20 protein-coding genes are annotated in these 19,244 nt (G+C 35.1%); 18 read left to right on the forward strand and 2 right to left on the reverse strand.

Annotated elements, in window-relative coordinates:
- Nucleotide 1 precedes the first annotated feature (1 nt).
- From NW240_RS00150 to malQ, 8 genes are all read left to right on the forward strand, one after another.
- The gene (locus tag NW240_RS00150) at nt 2-586 is read left to right on the forward strand and encodes a TlpA family protein disulfide reductase (protein WP_258435400.1); all 585 of its coding nucleotides are present in this window, start codon (nt 2-4) and stop codon (nt 584-586) included.
- A gap of 1 nt (nt 587) precedes the next feature.
- Nucleotides 588-1,703 (forward strand): peptide-methionine (R)-S-oxide reductase MsrB, encoded by a 1,116-nt coding sequence (gene msrB, locus NW240_RS00155; protein WP_258435401.1) that lies wholly within the window; start codon nt 588-590, stop codon nt 1,701-1,703.
- Between the two features lie 6 nt (nt 1,704-1,709).
- A complete protein-coding gene (locus NW240_RS00160; RefSeq protein WP_258435402.1) occupies nt 1,710-2,456 on the forward strand; it encodes a response regulator in 747 nt (248 codons plus the stop codon).
- The gene (locus NW240_RS00165; RefSeq protein ID WP_258435403.1) at nt 2,453-4,138 is read left to right on the forward strand and encodes a sensor histidine kinase; all 1,686 of its coding nucleotides are present in this window, start codon (nt 2,453-2,455) and stop codon (nt 4,136-4,138) included. The genes NW240_RS00160 and NW240_RS00165 overlap by 4 nt, the downstream gene beginning before the upstream one ends.
- A 184-nt stretch (nt 4,139-4,322) precedes the next feature.
- Nucleotides 4,323-5,291, forward strand: a complete 969-nt coding sequence (locus NW240_RS00170) for a tocopherol cyclase family protein (protein WP_258435404.1) — start codon at nt 4,323-4,325, stop codon at nt 5,289-5,291.
- Nucleotides 5,292-5,329: 38 nt separating this feature from the next.
- Nucleotides 5,330-5,845 carry a DNA-deoxyinosine glycosylase gene (locus tag NW240_RS00175; RefSeq protein ID WP_258435405.1) on the forward strand — a complete coding sequence of 172 codons (516 nt, stop codon included), beginning with the start codon at nt 5,330-5,332 and terminating at the stop codon, nt 5,843-5,845.
- 25 nt (nt 5,846-5,870) lie between these two features.
- A complete protein-coding gene (locus NW240_RS00180; RefSeq protein ID WP_258435406.1) occupies nt 5,871-6,425 on the forward strand; it encodes a methyltransferase domain-containing protein in 555 nt (184 codons plus the stop codon).
- Nucleotides 6,426-6,471: 46 nt separating this feature from the next.
- Nucleotides 6,472-7,992, forward strand: a complete 1,521-nt coding sequence (malQ, locus tag NW240_RS00185) for a 4-alpha-glucanotransferase (RefSeq protein ID WP_258435407.1) — start codon at nt 6,472-6,474, stop codon at nt 7,990-7,992.
- On the opposite strand, the gene NW240_RS00190 is transcribed toward malQ, so the two are convergent.
- On the reverse strand, nt 7,985-8,224 hold the full coding sequence (locus NW240_RS00190) for a hypothetical protein (RefSeq protein ID WP_258435408.1): 240 nt from the start codon (nt 8,222-8,224) through the stop codon (nt 7,985-7,987). The two genes, malQ and NW240_RS00190, sit on opposite strands and share 8 nt — an antisense overlap.
- A gap of 508 nt (nt 8,225-8,732) precedes the next feature.
- On the opposite strand from NW240_RS00190, the gene NW240_RS08545 reads away from it, so the two are divergent.
- The 7 genes from NW240_RS08545 to NW240_RS00220 all read left to right on the forward strand — a co-directional run bounded on the left by NW240_RS08545 (nt 8,733) and on the right by NW240_RS00220 (nt 13,793).
- Entirely contained in the window at nt 8,733-8,921 is a 189-nt protein-coding gene (locus NW240_RS08545; protein ID WP_396134498.1) for a hypothetical protein, read from the forward strand.
- 90 nt (nt 8,922-9,011) lie between these two features.
- The gene (locus NW240_RS00195; RefSeq protein WP_258435409.1) at nt 9,012-9,317 is read left to right on the forward strand and encodes a helix-turn-helix transcriptional regulator; all 306 of its coding nucleotides are present in this window, start codon (nt 9,012-9,014) and stop codon (nt 9,315-9,317) included.
- 20 nt (nt 9,318-9,337) lie between these two features.
- Nucleotides 9,338-9,730, forward strand: a complete 393-nt coding sequence (locus NW240_RS00200; protein WP_258435410.1) for an arsenate reductase ArsC — start codon at nt 9,338-9,340, stop codon at nt 9,728-9,730.
- Between the two features lie 15 nt (nt 9,731-9,745).
- Nucleotides 9,746-10,798, forward strand: coding sequence for an ACR3 family arsenite efflux transporter (gene arsB, locus NW240_RS00205; RefSeq protein ID WP_258435411.1), 1,053 nt, complete (start codon nt 9,746-9,748; stop codon nt 10,796-10,798).
- A gap of 80 nt (nt 10,799-10,878) precedes the next feature.
- On the forward strand, nt 10,879-11,025 hold the full coding sequence (locus NW240_RS00210; protein ID WP_258435412.1) for a hypothetical protein: 147 nt from the start codon (nt 10,879-10,881) through the stop codon (nt 11,023-11,025).
- A 33-nt stretch (nt 11,026-11,058) separates the two neighbouring features.
- Nucleotides 11,059-12,381 (forward strand): magnesium transporter, encoded by a 1,323-nt coding sequence (gene mgtE / locus NW240_RS00215; protein WP_258435413.1) that lies wholly within the window; start codon nt 11,059-11,061, stop codon nt 12,379-12,381.
- Nucleotides 12,382-12,479: 98 nt separating this feature from the next.
- Nucleotides 12,480-13,793: a hypothetical protein gene (locus NW240_RS00220; RefSeq protein ID WP_258435414.1), complete on the forward strand. Its 1,314-nt coding sequence runs from the start codon at nt 12,480-12,482 to the stop codon at nt 13,791-13,793.
- An 80-nt stretch (nt 13,794-13,873) separates the two neighbouring features.
- Here NW240_RS00220 and NW240_RS00225 read toward each other — a convergent pair whose 3' ends face one another.
- On the reverse strand, nt 13,874-15,211 hold the full coding sequence (locus tag NW240_RS00225; RefSeq protein ID WP_258435415.1) for an MATE family efflux transporter: 1,338 nt from the start codon (nt 15,209-15,211) through the stop codon (nt 13,874-13,876).
- A 182-nt stretch (nt 15,212-15,393) separates the two neighbouring features.
- On the opposite strand from NW240_RS00225, the gene NW240_RS00230 reads away from it, so the two are divergent.
- The 3 genes from NW240_RS00230 (at nt 15,394) to NW240_RS00240 (ending at nt 19,184) form a co-directional block, all read left to right on the forward strand.
- Entirely contained in the window at nt 15,394-16,632 is a 1,239-nt protein-coding gene (locus NW240_RS00230; RefSeq protein WP_258435416.1) for a peptidoglycan bridge formation glycyltransferase FemA/FemB family protein, read from the forward strand.
- A 100-nt stretch (nt 16,633-16,732) separates the two neighbouring features.
- Nucleotides 16,733-18,118, forward strand: coding sequence for a L,D-transpeptidase family protein (locus NW240_RS00235; RefSeq protein WP_258435417.1), 1,386 nt, complete (start codon nt 16,733-16,735; stop codon nt 18,116-18,118).
- A 376-nt stretch (nt 18,119-18,494) separates the two neighbouring features.
- A complete protein-coding gene (locus tag NW240_RS00240; protein WP_258435418.1) occupies nt 18,495-19,184 on the forward strand; it encodes a LysR family transcriptional regulator substrate-binding protein in 690 nt (229 codons plus the stop codon).
- Nucleotides 19,185-19,244: the final 60 nt, after the last annotated feature.

The raw sequence follows: 19,244 nt of genomic DNA on the forward strand, positions 1-19,244 counted from the left end.
CATGAAAAAATTTATATTAATACTGGGTGTTGCGTCGATAACAAGTGGGTGTGCCTTAGCATCCAACCAAAAGACTACAGATAGCGAATCAAACGATTCAGCCCAAAAGCTTAAAAAAACAAAAAAAGCTTCAGAGGAGTCAACTATGTCAACCAAAAAAGAAAGTGCCTATGATTTCACCTTAAAAGATTTAAAGGGTGAAGATTATTCCTTAGCAGACCAAAAAGGTAAACCAGTTTATGTCAAGTTTTGGGCTTCTTGGTGTCCGGTTTGTTTAGCGGGATTAGAAGATTTAAATACTTTGGCTAGTCAAGACAATGACTTTGAAGTCGTAACAATTGTTTCTCCTGGCTATAACGGAGAGAAAAACAAAGAAGATTTTGTAGAGTGGTTTAATTCGTTAGAGTACGACAATATGAAAGTCCTTTTAGATGAAGAGGGGCAGACCTTTGCTGATTATGGAGTGCGTTCAATGCCAACTAATGCCTTGATTGATAGTCAAGGAGTCCCAGTAAAAATTATACCAGGTGAAATTCGCAAAGAAACTTTGACACAATTGTTTGAAGCCTTAACAAAGGAGAATTAAGATGAAAAAGATACTCGTCTTATTAGTATTTGCCTTATTTTTAGTTGCCTGCTCTCAAGTGAGTTCAAATAATAAAGCAAATGATAGTAAATTAGCTGAAATTGATGCCATATTGGATGAAGAGAAAGCCAAGAGCAAAGTGAATCCTAACAAAAATATCGATTATACTTCCGCTGATTTGAAAAAAATCTATTTAGCTGGTGGCTGTTTCTGGGGTGTGGAAGCCTATATGGAAAGAGTTTATGGCGTGGCTGATGTAATCAGCGGCTATGCGAATGGAGATAAAAAAGAAGTCAGTTATGAAGAAGTTATTAAAGGGTCGGGGCATGCCGAAACGGTTGAGGTGACCTATGATCCAGAGCGAATTTCTTTAGAAGGACTGCTAGATTATTATCTAAAAGTGGTGGATCCAACGAGTAAGAACCGTCAAGGAAATGACCGTGGGGTTCAATACCGGACAGGTGTTTATTTTACTGAAGCGGATGAGCAAGCGATTATTCAAGCTCGCTTAGATAAAGAACAATCAAAATATCGTAAAACCATTCAAGTAGAGGTAGAAGAATTAAAAGATTTCTATCCAGCTGAAGAATACCATCAAGATTATTTAGAGAAAAATCCCAATGGGTATTGTCATATTGACTTGAATAAGGCTAATGAGCCTTTAATTGATCCAGCTTTATATCCAAAGCCAAGTGATCAAGAGCTTAAAGATAAATTAACAGCCATACAGTATAAAGTAACGCAAAAAAATGATACAGAATCTTCTTTTTCTAACGAATATTGGGATAATGAAGCAGCGGGCATTTATGTCGATGTGGCTACAGGCGAACCTCTCTTCAGTTCCAAAGATAAGTTTGATTCTGGTTGCGGATGGCCATCTTTTTCGCGCCCCATCGCTAAGGAAGTTGTGACATATAATGAAGATTTAAGTTATAATATGAGTAGAATCGAGGTTAGAAGCCGTGCAGGTGATTCACATTTGGGTCATGTGTTTGAAGATGGACCTGAAGAATTAGGTGGTTTGAGGTACTGTATTAATAGTGCTTCCATTGATTTTATTCCACTAGAAGATATGAAAGCTGCAGGCTACGAATCCTTAATAAATTTTGTGAAGTAGGTTATTATGTTTAAATTATTGATAGCGGATGATGAGTCAATCATTCGGCGGGGTATTAAACAATTAATTCCATTAGAAGATTTAGGCATTTCAGACGTTTATGAAGCAGAAGATGGTGAAGAAGCTTTAGATGTGGTAGAAGAATTTCAACCTGATATTATGCTTTTAGATATTAATATGCCTAAGCTGGATGGATTGAGTGTGGCTGAATCTATTAAGGCTAAGTATCCAGAGACTTACGTTATTATCTTAACGGGTTACGATTATTTTGAGTACATGCAAAAGGCCATTCGTGCTAAAGTGGATGATTATATTTTAAAACCAGTATCTAAAAAAGACATTGAGTTTATCCTACAAACAGCAGTCAGTAAGCTGAAAGATAGCCGCCAACAAGCTGAAATTAAAGCACTGGGCAATCAGACAGTCGATATTGAGAAACGCTCTGATATCATTGAAGAATATCTAAAAGAATATATTTTTCAATCAGAGCTTTCTTTGAATCTGATGTCAGAAGCGATTGGTTATAATAGCAATTATTTATCAGTTTTGATTAAAGATTTTTATGGCATGAGTTTTCAAGACTATATTAATAAAGAGCGAATGGAAAGAGCCAAATTACTCTTGTTATCGACCGATAAAAAGAACTATGAGATTGCTCAAGAAATTGGGATTGAAGATGTCAATTATTTTATCACCAAGTTTAAAAAATATTATCACATTACTCCCAAACAGTTTAGGCAGGGTAAAAAATGAAAAAAATGCGCAAACGATTTGATCGAAAATTAAGTCTGTATTTTTTTAGTATTGCTATGATGATTGTTTTATTTTTATCCTTTGCCAATTATCAATCCTCGCTTAAAATCATTAAACAGAATATCGAAAGTGAAAACAGCCAACAATTAAAAACGGCCAGTCTTTATATTGCCTCCTATTTAGAAAAGATGAAGAGTTTGAATAGCTTTTTAGCCATGACACCTGAAATGAACACTGATGAGAAAGAGGCCGTTGACAAACAAAATCTCAAAAAGACACTCGACTTAATTAAATCCAGCGATACCATCATCAAAAACATTATGGTAATCACTAAATCAGGTCAGTTAATTACTCAAACAGACAGTGTGATGGAAGAAAAGTCCAATGTAAAAACAGAGGATTGGTATCAAGCGGCTTTACAATCGAATAATATGGCGCAAATCACGCGAGAAAATCATACAGGTTTCACTATGAACAAAAGTGAGCGAGTGATTTCTTTAAGTCATAAGATTGAAGATAGTAAGATGAACTTTCAGGGATTATCAATCATCGATGTTTCCTATAAGTTTATAGAAGATTACATTTCTACAGTGAATTTAGGGGAAAATGGTTTTGCTTTTATTGTGGATGAAAATGGGCAATTAATTTTTGATTCCGAACAGATGAATAGTAATTCTTTAACAGAAAAGAAAGAGTATTTAGATTTAATAAATGATGTGACCGCAACCAATGAGAGTGACTACATCATTTCAACGATTTATGTACCGAATACTAATTGGCAGTTAACGCAAGTCAGAAGTCCTGAAGAAATTTATCAATTAAAACAAAAGTTATTTACCGAAATGATTTTATGGGCGCTTTTGATTTTAACCTTAAGTATTTTTTTAGCTATTTTTGTATCTAAAAAAATAACCAATCCGATTGTTAATTTAATCGATGAAATGAAGCAAGTGAATGAACAATTCGCTACCATTCCAGTGGATCAACAAGCCTCTTTTGAAGTGAAAGAGTTAACCCAGGAATACAATTTGTTATTGGAACGAGTAAAAAGATTAACAGAGATGATTGAAGAAAAAGAAAAGGCCAAGCGAACTTTCGAGTTAAAAGCCCTCCAAAGTCAAATCAACCCGCATTTTATTTATAATACTTTGGATACGATCTTATGGTTAGTAGAATTAGGCGAAAAAGCCCAAGCCATACAAGTGATTCAAGCTCTAGGTAATTTATTGCGAACGACCTTGAGCGTCGATGAAGATCAAATTGAACTTAAAAGAGAAATAGACCACGTCAAGCACTACATGGATATTCAAAAAATTAGGTATGACAATAAATTTGATTACACTATTTCTTTAGGTCTACATACTGAAGAACTATTAGTTCCTAAGCTAATCATCCAACCCATTGTTGAAAATGCCATCTATCATGGCATCAAAACTAAAAAAGGAAAATCACTTATTCAGATTTCGACCAGTATCCTAGATGAGGTATTGATTATTGAAATCCAAGATGACGGAATTGGTTTTCAAGAAAAGCTAAGTTCGTCGCATAACAAACCAGAATTAGGCGGTATTGGCATGGGGAATGTCGATCAACGCTTAAAAATTCTTTATGGCGAAAATTCCGGTTTGACTTATACAAGTGATGAATGCCTGACTAGGGTAACATTAAAAATCAGAATTTAAGATAAAAGTGAAAAATACGTTTAAACTATTAACTTGAAAATAATTGAACCAGCCATAGAGACTACTTGGCTGGCTTTTTGTGTGAAATGATTAGTGATTAAATTTGTTATCCAAAATTTAATCCTCTATGATGGTAATCACAAGATTATCTTAGAAAGACTATTAAATAAATGGGAGAATTTCAATGTATAAGATAGGAAAGTTATTTAATCCGGAACTTTTTCAAGGGAAAAAGAAAACAAAGAATTATTTTGAAGGTTGGTATTATAAGTTAGTGACTCACGATAAAAGTCAATCCTTGGCTTTAATCCCAGGCATTGCTTATAACAAAGAAGGGGAAGGACACGCCTTTATTCAATTGATTGATAGTATACATTATCAGACCGAATATTACCGCTTTCCTATTAGTGATTTTAAATATTCTGAGAAGGAATTGGATATCAGTATTTCTAAAAGTAATTTTCAGCAAAATCAAATTCAGATTGATTTAAGTGATCAACCTTTTCCCATTGAAGGTCATTTAACTTTTGATGAAATTGATTCCTTTCCTAAAACGTTTCTGAGACCAGGCATAATGGGTCCTTTTTCATTCGTGCCTTTTATGGAGTGTTATCATGGGGTAGTGAATATTCATCACCGTATTTCCGGACACTTAAGGCTGAATAACCAAGTGATTGATTTCACAGATGGTTATGGCTATATTGAAAAAGATTGGGGACGGTCCTTCCCAGACTGGTATGTTTGGCTACAGTCAAATCATTTCAGTCAAGAAAAGACTTCATTGATGTTTTCGATTGCTAAAATCCCTTGGTTGGGCAAACACTTTACAGGCTTTTTGACCTTCTTGAACCACCAAAACCAATTTTATTTATTGGCAACTTATACGGGAGCAAAAGTAAAACAGTTGAATTATCAAGCAGGTGATATTGAAATTGAAGTAGAGGACAAACGTTATCGTCTATTAATAAAAGGTCAGTATGACCAAGGAGGCATCTTAAAAGCCCCCAAAAATGGCTTAATGGCAAGGAAAATATCTGAAAGTATTTCATCAGTGGTTCATGTGACCCTTTTTGATAAGAAAGGTAACATCCTTTTTGAAGACCAAGGAAAAAATGCGGGCTTGGAGGTTGTAGGCAAGCAGTTAAATGGATAGTGAGGCGATTATAAATTATTGATAGGAGAAATTATTTTATGACTAAAGACAATAAACAAGATTACCAAACTATCAAGCACCCTCTTCAGCCACTATATAATGAAGACTCGCAAATTTTAATTCTAGGTTCATTTCCCTCAGTAAAAACTAGACAGTATGGTTTTTTCTATGGCCATCCCCAAAATCGGTTCTGGCCCTTGATGGGAAATTTATTTAAGGTGGAATTAAGCACAAATATAGAAGAAAGAAGAAATTTTCTGTTAAAACATCGAATATCTGTTTACGATTCAATCTATCAATGCGATATTGTTGGATCGAGTGACGCCAGTATTAAGAATGTGATTCCGTCCGATTTAAAAGTGATTTTTGATAAGGCGTCTATTCAGCAAGTTTTTTGTAATGGTGCGACCTCTTACAAGTACTACCAAAAGTACCATGCTAAAGAGACAGGGATCAAGGGAATTAAATTACCTTCTACCAGCCCAGCCAATGCTAGATTTCGCTTAGACGACTTGGCCTTAGAATGGAAAGAAATCCTTAAATATCTTGATTAAAGAATAGCTTAGAAAGGAGCTACCATTGAATACAACTTATAATAAACATTACCAGCAAGAAGATTACTTTGGCCAACCTTATCCTGGGTTGGTTAAGTTTTTTAAAGATTATCCAAGTCGACCAACTGTTTTAGACTTGGGTTGTGGACAGGGAAGAGATGCACTATTTTTGGGGAGATTAGGGTATAAAGTCTTGGGTATAGATATAGCTGAAGTAGGTATTGAACAGATGAATCAGGTGGCTAAAGCAGAAAATCTACCAGTTGTAGGAAGAGTGGCTGATTTATATTATTATTATTCAATAGAAGAGGAATATAAGATTATTCTATTGGATTCTATCTTCCATTTCTATAAAAACGATATACTTAAAGAAAGTAAACTATTAAAACGAATTCTCACAGAAATGCCCAAAGGCGGTTTACTTTGTAATTTTATGCTTAAGGGAGACAAACGAGAGGCTCATTTGAAAAAGATTGTCAAAGATCATATTGAATCCTTTAAGGTGGAGGCTGACCAGTACACAGATTATCCAGAATATGATGCACAGTTTCATGTATATATTTTAAGAAAAACCTTATAATATAAATAAACGAACATAAACAGATATATGAAAATGGAGGAAATAAATGAAACGTTCCAGTGGTGTATTAATGCACATTTCTTCTTTACCAAATAAATATGGGATTGGATCCTTTGGTCAATCAGCTTACGATTTTGTTGATTTTTTATATGAAAGCAAACAAAAATTTTGGCAAATATTGCCATTAACAACGACATCCTATGGCGATTCACCTTATCAATCTTTTTCTGCCTATGCGGGTAATCCCTATTTTATTGATTTAGATTGCTTGCAAGAAGAAGGCTTATTAAAAGCTGAAGAAATTGAAGGGATAGACTTTGGAGAGAACAATCAATCGATTGATTATGGTTTGATTTTTAAAAATCGCCAAACGATTCTCGATAAAGCAGTAGAAGCTTTTAAAAGAAAGAACTTCAGTGAAGAATATCATCAATTTTTACTAGAAAATAATCACTGGTTAGAGCCTTTCGCTGAATATATGGCTATTAAGGAAACTTTTGGTCTTAAAGCGTGGTATGAGTGGGATGAACCCGCAAGAAAGCGTGAGGCAGGAGCTATGAATAAGTACCGTGAGGACCTAGCGGATCGTTTAGACTATTACCGAATTACTCAGTTTTTCTTTAAACAACAATGGCAGAAGTTAAAAATTTACGCCAATCAAAAAGGTATAGAGATTATTGGTGATATACCTATTTATGTTGCCAGAGATAGTGTTGAAATGTGGTCGCAACCGGAGTTATTCAAAGTAGATAATCAAGGGAATCCAACTATGGTAGCAGGGACACCACCAGATAACTTTTCAGAAGATGGACAATTTTGGGGGAATCCTATTTATGATTGGGAGTACCATCGAAAACAAAATTACGAATGGTGGATTGAGCGATTCAAGGAAAGCTTTAAACTTTATGATTGGGTGCGAATTGATCATTTTAGAGGTTTCGAATCCTTCTGGCAGGTTCCAATTACTGCTAAAACTTCAGCAGAAGGGTCTTGGACTAAGGGGCCTGGTTACGAATTGTTTGCAAATGTCAAAAAAACGTTAGGACAACTAAATATTATTGCCGAAGATTTAGGTTTTATGACGCAAGAAGTAATCGATATGAGAGAGAAGACAGGTTTTCCAGGTATGAAGATTTTGCAATTTGGTTTTGATGATTTAGGAGACTCACCAGATTTACCTCACCATTACTCTGAGAATTCGATTGCCTATGTTGGTACACATGATAATGAAACAGCTATCGGATGGGCTATCGATACGGCTAGTCCAGAGAGTCTAAGAAAGTTAGAAGATTACCTCGGAAAATTAGAGTCTGAAAGCATAGCTGATTGCTTAAATCGCGGTATCGCTATGTCAACTTCTTGTTTAGCTGTCTATCGTATGCAGGATCTATTAAACCTAGATAACCATTCTCGGATGAATACACCTTCAACATTAGGTGGAAATTGGCAGTGGCGAATGACTGAAAATCAGTTAACAGACGGACTTAAAAATATACTACTGAAATTAACCCAAACTTACTATCGTGAAAATCACTTTGATAGTCTTTCGAAAGAACAATTTATTTAATAGCTCCATCAACCATCCCTTTAAGAATTTGTTTTTGTGTGAAAAGGAAAACGATAATAATTGGGATCATAATCATTAAAGGTGAAGATATGAACATATTACACTGCTTATTATAAGATCCATCAAAGCTGGAAATGGCAATATCGAGTGTTAGAATCTCATTACCTACACCTAACAATTGTTTAGTTAGAAAGAAATCATTCCAAATCTCATTTAAGATATTGATTGACACATATAGCGGCTTCATAATATATGCATAATCACAAAGAAGAAGGTTTGCATTTTGGTTGGTGCCATCTATTTCAGCTGATTCTAGGATTTAAAGTGTTGCACCTTTAAAAAACATGAACATAAAGACAGACATTCCCATACTAGGCTAAGAATATTCCAGATAAATCCTTAAAAGTGAAAATTCATGTATGGTCCAGTTACCTTCATTGATAGGATTTCAAACCAAGTAATGAGTGAATATATAACAACTTGGAAAGAAATAACCATCGAAGCGACAAATATATAAAGATTAGTGAAGAAGTTTTTGATTTGTATCTAACTAATCCCCCAGTGGCTAATGAACTGACTAAGTTAATTAAGGACAAAGAAGTGACAGTAGGTTGACTAATATTTAACGAGATAATTTGGTCAGAATATCTAGCTGACTCAATTTAAATTAGTAGAAATATATCCCTTGTGAAAGATACTTTAAGGTGGGCAGGGATGATGATCATTAAGCAGTTTTTGTTGTGTATCAAGACAATGAGAAGGTTTTATTGAGTATCTTTGCTTTCAATCATACAAAGCAGGGTTCAATCAAAGTACCTCTTAAAGACGGAGAGTACCGTCATCTATTTGAGGCTAGATGGATCAAAGTAGCTAAAGAAGAAATAGCCTTATCTGATAGGCCCCAATACTTATTTTATAGACAATGTTAGGGCACATAGTCTCATATCAAGAAAAATTGATATGAGACTTCATTTATTATACAATGAACATATCAATAAGATTTAATGTGAGGTGATAAAATGGAAGACTTAAAGGTGATAGTTGATCAATACAAAGCACTAAGTGATGAGAACCGTTTAGCTATTTTGCAGCTTTTAAAGAATGGGGAACAGTGTGCTTGTGTTTTACTTGAGCAACTTGACCTTTCTCAATCGGGTTTGTCTTACCACATGAAAAAATTAGTTGAGTCCGGCATTGTTAAAGAACGTCAAGAGGGGAAATGGGTTTACTATCGTATTTCTAATCAAGGGCGGAGTCGCTTTATGTCAAATTTCAATGCTTTAACTGAGCGAAAGGAAGAAGATCAACAAGTTTTAAGCAGTTAGAAATTTAAAGGAGTTGGAAAATGAAAAAAGTAGCATTTGTTTGTGTGCATAATTCTTGTCGGAGTCAAATAGCTGAAGCGCTTGCCAAACGCTATGGTCAGGGAGTAATAGAGGTATATTCAGCTGGCACAGAAGAAAGAGAACAAATCAATCAAGATGCAGTGCGTTTAATGAAAGATCTCTACCAAGTAGATATGGAAGCCGACCAGCATCCTAAACTAATCACTGAATTGCCTGAAATCGATTATCTAATTACCATGGGTTGCAATGTCAATTGTCCATTTCTCCCCTTCAATGACCGTAAGGAAGATTGGGGTTTAGAAGATCCAAGTGGTAAGTCAGATGAAGAATTTAAAGAAGTGATTGCTGCTATTGATCAAAAAGTTAAAGAGCTAGTCGCTGAAATTAGTTAATTATAGGAGGATTTTATGAATCAAGTTGAAATGAAGTCGTTTGAAAAAAACTTAACACTTTGGGTGTTAGTATGCATGGTGATTGGTGTATTAATTGGAAAATTCATTCCACAAATACCAGCCTTTCTTGGACAGTTTGAATTTTATAATGTTTCGATACCCACAACTATCCTCTTATGGATCATGATTTATCCAATGATGTTAAAAATTGATTTTAATAGTGTCAAAAATATTGGAAAAAACCCTAAAGGTCTATACATTACTTGGATGGTTAATTGGGTAATTAAGCCACTATCCATGTATTTAATTGCTTACTTATTCTTTAATATAATCTATGGCAGCTTTTTATCATCGGAATTAGCTTCTGAGTATGTAGCGGGTGCCGTTCTCTTAGGGGCAGCTCCTTGTACAGCTATGGTCTTTGTCTGGTCGAAATTGACACGAGGAAACAGTGCTTATACTTTGGTTCAAGTGGCAACCAATGATTTAATTCTTTTAGTAGCTTATGTGCCGATTGTTAGTTTCTTACTAAAAATGGGGAATATTACCATTCCTTGGGAAACGCTGTTATTATCCATTGTTCTTTTCATTGTTATTCCTCTTTTAATGAGCATGGTTACGCGTCGTATTACTATCTCAAATAAAGGAAATGATTATTTAGAAAATAAATTTATCCCATCCTTTGACCGCTATACCACATTAGGTCTATTACTGACTTTGATTATTATTTTCTCTTTCCAGGGTAATCATATTATTAATCAACCACTTAATATACTCTTGATTTCAATTCCTTTAATTCTTCAAACATTATTAATCTTTGGAATTACTTTTGCGATAGCTTATAAAGTTAACTTACCATACTCAATAGCAGCACCTTGTGGTATGATTGGCGCTTCTAACTTCTTTGAATTAGCAGTAGCTGTAGCTATTTCACTTTTCGGACTTTCTTCTGGAGCTACCTTAACGACCGTTGTCGGTGTCTTGGTAGAAGTGCCGGTTATGTTAATGTTAGTTCGCTTTGCCAACAGTCAACAGCATCATTTTAGAAAAGAAGAGCAATCCATTTAATGGATTGCTTTTTCAGCTATCATTCGATTAAAAAATTAGCTATGCTATAATTAAAAAAAGATTAAAAGGGGGTGAGTAAGATGGATACAGGAGAAGATGTTCGAGTCAAGGATACTAAGAATTGTAAAAAACATTCACTATTTGCATCGCTTACTCGCCTTGTTTTTAGTGGGTGTTCTTTAATTGTTGAACTTAAAAATGATTGTGATATGAAGAATCACAAGTAATTTAAAAAAACTTTCATTTCAGGAGGGAAGCAAATGAAGAAATACCAAATTAATCAAATTAATATCTTGCAAGAAAAAATCAATCGTATGGATCCTATTGATATTGCTGAACAATTTGATAACTTAACGGCCTACGAAATAACTTTAAGGATTAAATTGTTGAGTAAAGATCTCTTAGCTGATACCTTTGCCGAGCTGAGTAAAGAAAAGAAAATGGAAATCATTGAGATTCTATCTGATGAAGATACTAGTGAGCTGATCAAAGAACTTGATGAAAATGAACTAGTTGACACTTTGCAAGAACTACCAGCCAATATGGTAAAAAAAATCATGCAATATTTCGTGACTGAGGACCGGCGACCGATTATCAATCAGTTATTAGGTTATCCAGAAGAAAGCGTTGGATCAGTGATGACTGTAAACTTTTTAGCTGCAAAAGATCGCTTATCGCTTAAAGAGATATATAATTTGGTGCTCCAATCAGACTTAGATGCCAATAAATTAGAGCAAATATGGATTACAGATAGTTCGCTACGCTTGTTAGGGTTTATCCACTTAGGCGATTTAATTCGTTATCCTCAGGCTAAAGTTTCTGAATTATTAAAGGGCTTGACACGCACAGTATTAGCGACGGATGATCAAGAAGTGGTAGCTAAGTTGGCTCAAAAGTATGATTTATCGGAAATCCCTGTTGTCGATTCTGAAAATCGTTTAGTAGGAACAGTTCCAGTCGAATGGGCCATTGACATCTTAGCGGAAGAGTATCATGAAGATTTTGGAAACATTCACGGGATTAACGATTCGGAAGAAACGCAATATTTAAAGCAGTCGGATTTAGTCATTGCTCGCAGTCGAATTACCTGGTTAATTATTTGTTTAATCACTGCTTCTGTCACTGGTTTTATTATTCAACGGTACGAAGTGACCTTAGCCACAAACGTGGCTTTAGCCATGTATATACCCATGTTAATGGATAGTGGTGGGAATGCAGGAAGTCAATCTTCAACCACCATCATTAGAGCTCTCTATTTAGGGGAATTACAAGGCATTTCTTTTGTAAAAATTTTGCTAAAAGAATTAAGAATAGGTTTTATTGTTGGATTAGCATTGGTGGCAGTTAATATGGTCAGGATTTTGATTTTAGATTCCGTTTCATTCCAAGTGAACCTGGTTGTATCAATCACTTTATTAATGACTGTTATGTTATCTAAAGTAATCGGTGGTTTATTACCAATCTTGGCAGACAAATTAAAGATTGATCCGACTGTTATGGCAGGCCCTTTAATTACAACGATTGTCGATACCGCCTCATTATTAGTTTATTTTGAGGTTGCTAGTCGCTTACTTAATATATAAAAGATAAATAACTGAGTAAAAAGTATTAAAAATTTTTCATTTGAACTGATAAAGTATATTATTAAGATAAAAGCACTTAATAAATAGGAGGTAATACAATGAAAGTTTCTAACTTTAATGAATTACTGGCTGCTTTAGCCATGAAAGAAGATAAGATTGAAGTGGTACGAAGTTTTATGGCGACACATTCTGTCATTTTACCGCCTAAAACACATGTCGGAGGAATTGCGCAAGAAAATGGTAAGTTGCCAATTATAATGTTCGAACATTCTGACGGCTTTGGTCTCACAGCTGATAATCAGATTCATGACTTAATTATTCAAACTCCTGTAACTCATAAAGCTATTTTCAATGCAGGTACTCAAGAAGACTTAGGAACCTTCGAATTTTCAAACTTAAAAGTAACTGGTCAATTTTCGTTTATTATGCGAAATGGAAGTCGAAATGCCAACATAAAGATAGATAACCTCCATGTTTTATCTGCAGATACGCGTGGCTACTTAGAGCAACCACAGAAATATGGCGTCAATGTCTTACAAGGCGCATTGACTATTTATAACTTTAATCCAGATGCAAGTAGTCTCATTCGTTTACAGGCAAAAAATATTTCGATAGGAACCGAATTTAATCCAGTAACGGGGTCTGGACTATTTGTAGGCGGCTTTGGTGATAATGGAGGAAAGGTTGAAGCAGAGGAAATTCAAACCGATACCATCTATTCAACCGGGAGGATACCTTATGGTGTAGCGGATATTATTACTGGAGCGGTTTTCATTGTCAATAGTGCACACGTTAAACAATTGACACATAAAGGACCTACAGTTACTTACGGTGTCAATGATATGGTCTTGGATGCATGGGGCCAAGTAGACAATTGGTTGGTTGAAGCGCCGGTTATTTCTTATGGCCCTTCAGGTGTAGGTTTCGTTAACTTTGGCTTAGTGAAAAACTTCGTCGCTAAGTCCGCCATTGAAACCTATGGTCAAGGAGCACGAGGGTACAATCAATATGACGGTACTTTAGAAGAGGGACAATTTGATTCAATCCGAACATATGGTGATGGTTCAATTGGTATCCAAGTATCTAAGCGGGTAGGGAGCATCCACATAAACGGGGATGTGACAACTCAAGGAAGTATAGGGAACTCTTTAGTAAAAGGGGTAAATGTGAATTTACCGGCCTATGCGCTAAGCGTTAAAGATGGCGGAGAAATTAATAATTTCACGCTTAAAGGTAAAATGTCAACCGCCGGAGATAAAGTAACGGCACTTTATGTTGAAGATGGCGGAAAAATTCAACAATTAGATTTATCGACTGTTCCACAAGCTACGGGTACAAATAGTAAATCGCATGAATTCTTAGAAGGTAGCTATATTGGTAATTTAGAGCAAGTAAAAGAATTTTTATCTTAATAAGATTTCGTATTGATAAAAAATGTCGTAGCCATTTGGCTACGACATTTTTTATATCAATTGCTTGGTAACAGATTGAGTTAGATTTTTATCTGGGTCCATTTTCCTGCCTTAAATCGGTGGCGCATAAGAATAAAACGTGAAAACTGATCCGATAGCACACCAATCCAAATACCTGCTAGACCGAGTTGGAAAACATTTACTAAAATAAGGGTGACAGCTGTACGGATAATCGAGGCAGAAATAATCCCCACAAATAGTGTGTATTTAACGTCACCACCAGACCTTAAACATCCCGCATAGATTATTTGTGAGATTTGTAAGAGGACGATGACCATGGTGAACTGAATAACAATAATAGATCGCTCAATTAATTGAGGGTCTTTGAAATAGATTCCCATGATATCGCGTCCGAAGAAGAATAAAAAGGCTGATAATATAATAGAAATAATGAGACCGATTCTTTGGCAAATTTGCCCAAATTCAATGGCTACTTTAGGTTTTTCTTCACCTAGGGCTTTGCCAGCAAGAGCGACAGCCGCTACTTGCATTCCATCCGCAAACGAAAAACCTAAGCCAAGAATATTCATACCAGCATTGTGGATTGCGAAAGTACTAGTTCCTAAACTAGCAGCGGTTAATGCAGTGGCTAGGAAACCAATCCGCATCGCCAAGTTTTCGATGTACATAGATGATGAGAGCTTACTGATCGATTTAGCAACAGTGAAATCAAAGTGAACTTTGTTTTTAAGTAGATAGCTAACCTGAATCAAACTATGAGGTTTAAATAATGAGCGAACACTCATAAACATTGCTACGACTGACCCAAGAACAGTCGCAATAGCAGCTCCTTTTATTCCTAAAGCGGGAAAGCCGAACTTGCCACCAATTAATAGATAGTTAAAAAAGACATTTAAGACAGAAGAAGTAAGGTTAGTAACAAAAGCTATTTTGGTATTTCCACTTCCCCTTTGAGCGGCATTGATGGTCATGGCAATCAGGTTGAAAACCATCCCTCCCATGATGATCTGATAATAGAGCACTGCAGAAGAATGGGTATCGGGTTGACTACCTGCTAAATGGATAATATCACTGGCAAAGAAAACAGTAATAAAACTAAAAATCAAACATAGAACAAGGGTTAAAATCATGGCTGTAAGAAAGACACTATTGGCACCTATTTTATCTTTCTGTCCTCGGCGTCTCGCAACCAAAGACGAAACGGCAATATTGATAGAAATAAAGATTGCTAAGGCTAAAAATTTTGGTTGAGTGGTTAAACCAACGGCTGCAATGGCGTAGCTCCCCAGACTTCCCACCATCATCGTATCAATCATACCCGCTAAGGCAATAAAAAAAGATTCCAAGACCGAGGGCCAGGCCATTTTTAGGGCTGTTAAGTAATAATTTTTATTCATTCTATACATCCTTTAAAATCTATTCAGAAATAAGTTCATCTTATATGGTATTACTTAAGGGATAATATTACCAGAGAATCGCCTCTTTTCTTCAAGTATAGTATTTAATGAAAACGATTTAATATCTTAAGCTTTGAGAGGTATGGTATAATTATCTTGAATGGAAGAAAAGGAGAGACACAATGATTCAAACAATTCAAATTAGCGATCATGCCCACGATCAATTTGTAAAAACACATCCTCATGGCGATATGTGTCAATTAACTTCATGGGGGAGAGTAAAACAAGCGTTTGGTTGGCAATGGTCTCGTGTAAGTGTAGGGGAAAAAAATCAGATAAGAGGGGTAGCCTCTTTATTATATAAAAAAGTTCCTCTTATCAATAAAACTATCTGTTATATTTCGCGAGGTTTTGTTGTAGATTGGTTTGATGAGGCTTCAGTTCAAGCGTTATTAAAAGCGGTTAAAGATGATGCCAAGAAACATGATGCTTTTTTAATTAAAATTGACCCTGATTTACCAGAAGATACTCCTAATTTGCTCCATCAAATAGAATCTTTTGGGTTCAAGCACCAAGGATTTACGTTCGGCTTTAAAGAGGCTGCACAGCCACGCTTTCATATGGTAACGGATCTGGGTAAGAGTGAAAAAGATTTACTAAACTCATTACAAGGATTGACTCGGACCAATATTCGAAGAGCCAGTAAGTATGGTTTTACACTCGAAGAGGCTCCAGTGACTAAAATGGATATTTTTCATGAATTAATGAAAGAAACAGGTGAAAGAGACGACTTCTTGATACGCGATATCAGTTATTTCAAACAAATTTATCATGAAATGCAACCTAAAGGAGAAGCTAAACTGTTTCTGGTAAAATTAAATCCAGAAGCTGCTATTAAAGGGTTAGATGCCAATGATAAAAATCGTCGTAAAGAAATCAAAAGCCTTAAGAAGAAAGATTCAACTCCAGAATATAATCAACAAATCAAACAACTAGAAGAAGCATTAGAAAATGCTGCTCATCAGAAAGAAACAATTAAACAAATTGCCCAAGAACATCCAGAAGGTTTTTATTTGTCTGGAGCCATTTTTGTTCAATCTGGAAGCAAGGCCTATTATTTATATGGCGCTTCTTCTAATCAATTACGTGATTTATTACCTAATGATTTTATGGTATGGGAGATGATGCGGTATGCGCAAAAACAAGGTTGTCTTTCTTTTGATTTTGGGGGAGTGTCTGGATTAGAAGGGAAACCTGAAGATGATGCACCAGGTCTCTATATTTTTAAAAAGCGCTGGTCTGCGGTTAAACGTGCGCGAATTGGTGAATTTGATTATGAGTTATCTCATTTGTTATCTAATCTCTATCGTCAAGCTTTTAAATTACGTCAAAAGCTATTAGGTTGGCGAAAAAATAAATAGAGTAGTTATTTCTAGATTTTAAAAAGCAAATTGTAATAGATTTTTAATAGAAAATTCATAAATACATGATATACTAGAATCTCGAAAGGGAGGTTTCTTTGTGAAAACTATAAAGCGATTATTTATATCCGTAGTTGTATTAAGCTTAATCTTTGGTCTTATCTATGCTGGCGGAATAGGCTATTATTCAGATAAATTTCAAGCTAACACCAAAATTGGTCAAATTGATGTGAGTAACCTCACTCTGCCTCAAGCTGAAGAAAAAATTGAACAATATGTTTTAAGTCAGCAAATTGATTTTTTAGAAAATGATCAAGCTGTGACGAGTATAAAAATGGGAGACTTGAATCCTCAATTTAACCAGCAAGCTAAATTAGAAGAAGTCTACCAACACCAAAATCCAAATAGGTGGTTGAATAGCTATTTCAAAGGTGAGAATTACGAAGATACCTCGCTGATTGATTTAGAAATTGATTATCAAGCTTTAGAAGAAAAGTTAATGGAACAGGGATTAGATAATTCTGATCGCTCACCTTCTAAAGACGCCTTCATTGATTATAATGAAGCAGAAGGTTATCATGTCGTTCAAGAACAGCAAGGAACTCAGATTGATAATGAAGCCCTTAAAGACGGTATTATGTCACAAATTCAAAGTGGTAAATCAGCTGTAGAAATTAATGATTTCTATGCGAAACCTACTTTAACTAGTGAAGATGAAAAAATTAAAGATTTTCAGTCACAAATTGATGAGATTGTTAATACTAAAATCACTTTAACGATTGATGGAAATGAAGAAGTAATTCCTGCTAAAGAGATTGAAAAATGGATTCATTTTGACAATGAAAATCAAGTTGTATTTGATGAGAATATGATTATGGAGTTTTTGAAAGGGTACAACGATAAATACTCTTCTTATTTAAATCCAAGAACTTTCAACTCAACTTTACAAGGACAAGTAACTGTGCAACCAGGTACTTTAGGTTGGTCAATTGATCGACAAGCAGAAACTGCTCAGATTATTGCTGACTTGAAAAAAGGTGAAGATGTTAAGCGGGATCCAGCCATCGCAGGTACAGGTTATGGATCTGAAGGAAATGATATCGGATCTACTTATGTGGAAGTGGATTTAGCTAATCAAACGATGTTTGTGTATGTCGAAGGTCAATTGTTGGCTCAGACACCGATTGTTTCTGGTAAAGATGGTGCTGAAACGATTCCTGGTGCTTATGCAATTTGGGGCAAAGAAAGAGACCGTTATTTGACGGGATATGACTGGGTTAAAGAGGCCGATTATAAAGTCCACGTTGAGTACTGGATGCCATTCGATACAGTAGGTCAGGGCATTCATGATACAGCAGGACGATCTGCTTACGGTGGAAATATTTACCGTAATGCAGGTTCCTTAGGATGTATTAATACTCCAATGGCTGTAATGCAACAAATTTATAATACTATTGAAATCGGAACACCTGTCATTGTCTTCTAATAAATTGAAAACTAATATAAGTTAATCGCTACGATAACTTATATTAGTTTTTTTTTTGTAAAAAACTTTTAAATAAATTAAAGCGTTTTCTTTTTGGAGCAATGAATATCTGATATAATTAATATAAATATAAAAAAAGAATCTCTAGAAAGGTAAAACAATGGATATTAGACAATTAAAGTATTTCATTCAGATAGTTCAAGCAGACTGCAATATGACTAAAGCTGCTAAGCGTTTATTTGTTAGTTAATCAGCACTGAGTCAAATAATTTCATCCTTTGAAGAATCTCATAATTTAAATCTTTTCTATCGAGAAAGAGGACGTTTAGTAGGACTAACGCCTATTGGACACAAGTATTATAAGTATGCTTTAGAAATGATCAATCTTCATGATCGTATGATGACAACCATTCATAATGAGTCGCGCAAGCTAAACAATGTCGTACGTATTGGTCTGCCTTCAATTGTATTGCGAACTAGATTCGCTAATATCGTCTTAGATTTACGGGAGACTTATCCTGAAGTCAAGCTGGAAATTATAGAGGGAGGCTGCCAGTTCCTATACGAAAAGTTGGAAGAAGGCGATATAGATCTTGCTATTTTGATGGAGCCTATTCGTCGGACAGGAAAATTTCAAGATCAGGTTCTGATTCAGGATAAATTTGTTGTCTTTATGGATCCTAATAATCCATTAGCGAACAAGGAAAAAGTTACCTGGGATGAAGTTAACCAGATGCCTATTGCAATTTTTAATGAAACTTTCTCAACTAATCATTTAGTGATGGATCAATTTGCTCAAAGAAAAATGAAACCTGAAGTCTTCATTCACTCTTCTTCATGGGAATACCTTATTGATATTGTAAAAGGTAATGAAATTATTACTATTCTCCCTTTGTCTACCTATCATTTAATGAATTCGGAACAAATAATTTATCGCGAATTCAAGAAGGATTTACCTTTCGAAATCTATCTCTCACGAAAAAATTATAAAGCTTATCCTTCTAGTCAGGATCTACTTTATAAATGGATAAAAAATTATATCGATCAACAAGTAGTTAGTGAATAAAGTTTAAATATCCCAAAAGCATATTTCTAAATTTTAGAAATATGCTTATTTAGGGTGTCA

Source organism: Facklamia sp. 7083-14-GEN3 (genome assembly GCF_024742075.1).
Classification (GTDB): Bacteria; Bacillota; Bacilli; order Lactobacillales; family Aerococcaceae; genus Facklamia.

Excerpts from the sequence above, each read along its gene's own strand:
- NW240_RS00210 (WP_258435412.1), top strand. The coding sequence starts at position 10,879 with ATGGATACAGGAGAAGATGTTCGAGTCAAGGATACTAAGAATTGTAAA.
- NW240_RS00200 (WP_258435410.1), top strand. The coding sequence starts at position 9,338 with ATGAAAAAAGTAGCATTTGTTTGTGTGCATAATTCTTGTCGGAGTCAA.
- msrB (WP_258435401.1), top strand. The coding sequence starts at position 588 with ATGAAAAAGATACTCGTCTTATTAGTATTTGCCTTATTTTTAGTTGCC.
- NW240_RS00165 (WP_258435403.1), top strand. The coding sequence starts at position 2,453 with ATGAAAAAAATGCGCAAACGATTTGATCGAAAATTAAGTCTGTATTTT.
- NW240_RS00230 (WP_258435416.1), top strand. The coding sequence starts at position 15,394 with ATGATTCAAACAATTCAAATTAGCGATCATGCCCACGATCAATTTGTA.
- NW240_RS00220 (WP_258435414.1), top strand. The coding sequence starts at position 12,480 with ATGAAAGTTTCTAACTTTAATGAATTACTGGCTGCTTTAGCCATGAAA.
- malQ (WP_258435407.1), top strand. The coding sequence starts at position 6,472 with ATGAAACGTTCCAGTGGTGTATTAATGCACATTTCTTCTTTACCAAAT.
- NW240_RS00160 (WP_258435402.1), top strand. The coding sequence starts at position 1,710 with ATGTTTAAATTATTGATAGCGGATGATGAGTCAATCATTCGGCGGGGT.
- NW240_RS00240 (WP_258435418.1), top strand. The coding sequence starts at position 18,495 with ATGATCAATCTTCATGATCGTATGATGACAACCATTCATAATGAGTCG.
- arsB (WP_258435411.1), top strand. The coding sequence starts at position 9,746 with ATGAATCAAGTTGAAATGAAGTCGTTTGAAAAAAACTTAACACTTTGG.
- NW240_RS00195 (WP_258435409.1), top strand. The coding sequence starts at position 9,012 with ATGGAAGACTTAAAGGTGATAGTTGATCAATACAAAGCACTAAGTGAT.
- NW240_RS00150 (WP_258435400.1), top strand. The coding sequence starts at position 2 with ATGAAAAAATTTATATTAATACTGGGTGTTGCGTCGATAACAAGTGGG.
- mgtE (WP_258435413.1), top strand. The coding sequence starts at position 11,059 with ATGAAGAAATACCAAATTAATCAAATTAATATCTTGCAAGAAAAAATC.
- NW240_RS00225 (WP_258435415.1), bottom strand. The coding sequence starts at position 15,211 with ATGAATAAAAATTATTACTTAACAGCCCTAAAAATGGCCTGGCCCTCG.
- NW240_RS00170 (WP_258435404.1), top strand. The coding sequence starts at position 4,323 with ATGTATAAGATAGGAAAGTTATTTAATCCGGAACTTTTTCAAGGGAAA.
- NW240_RS00175 (WP_258435405.1), top strand. The coding sequence starts at position 5,330 with ATGACTAAAGACAATAAACAAGATTACCAAACTATCAAGCACCCTCTT.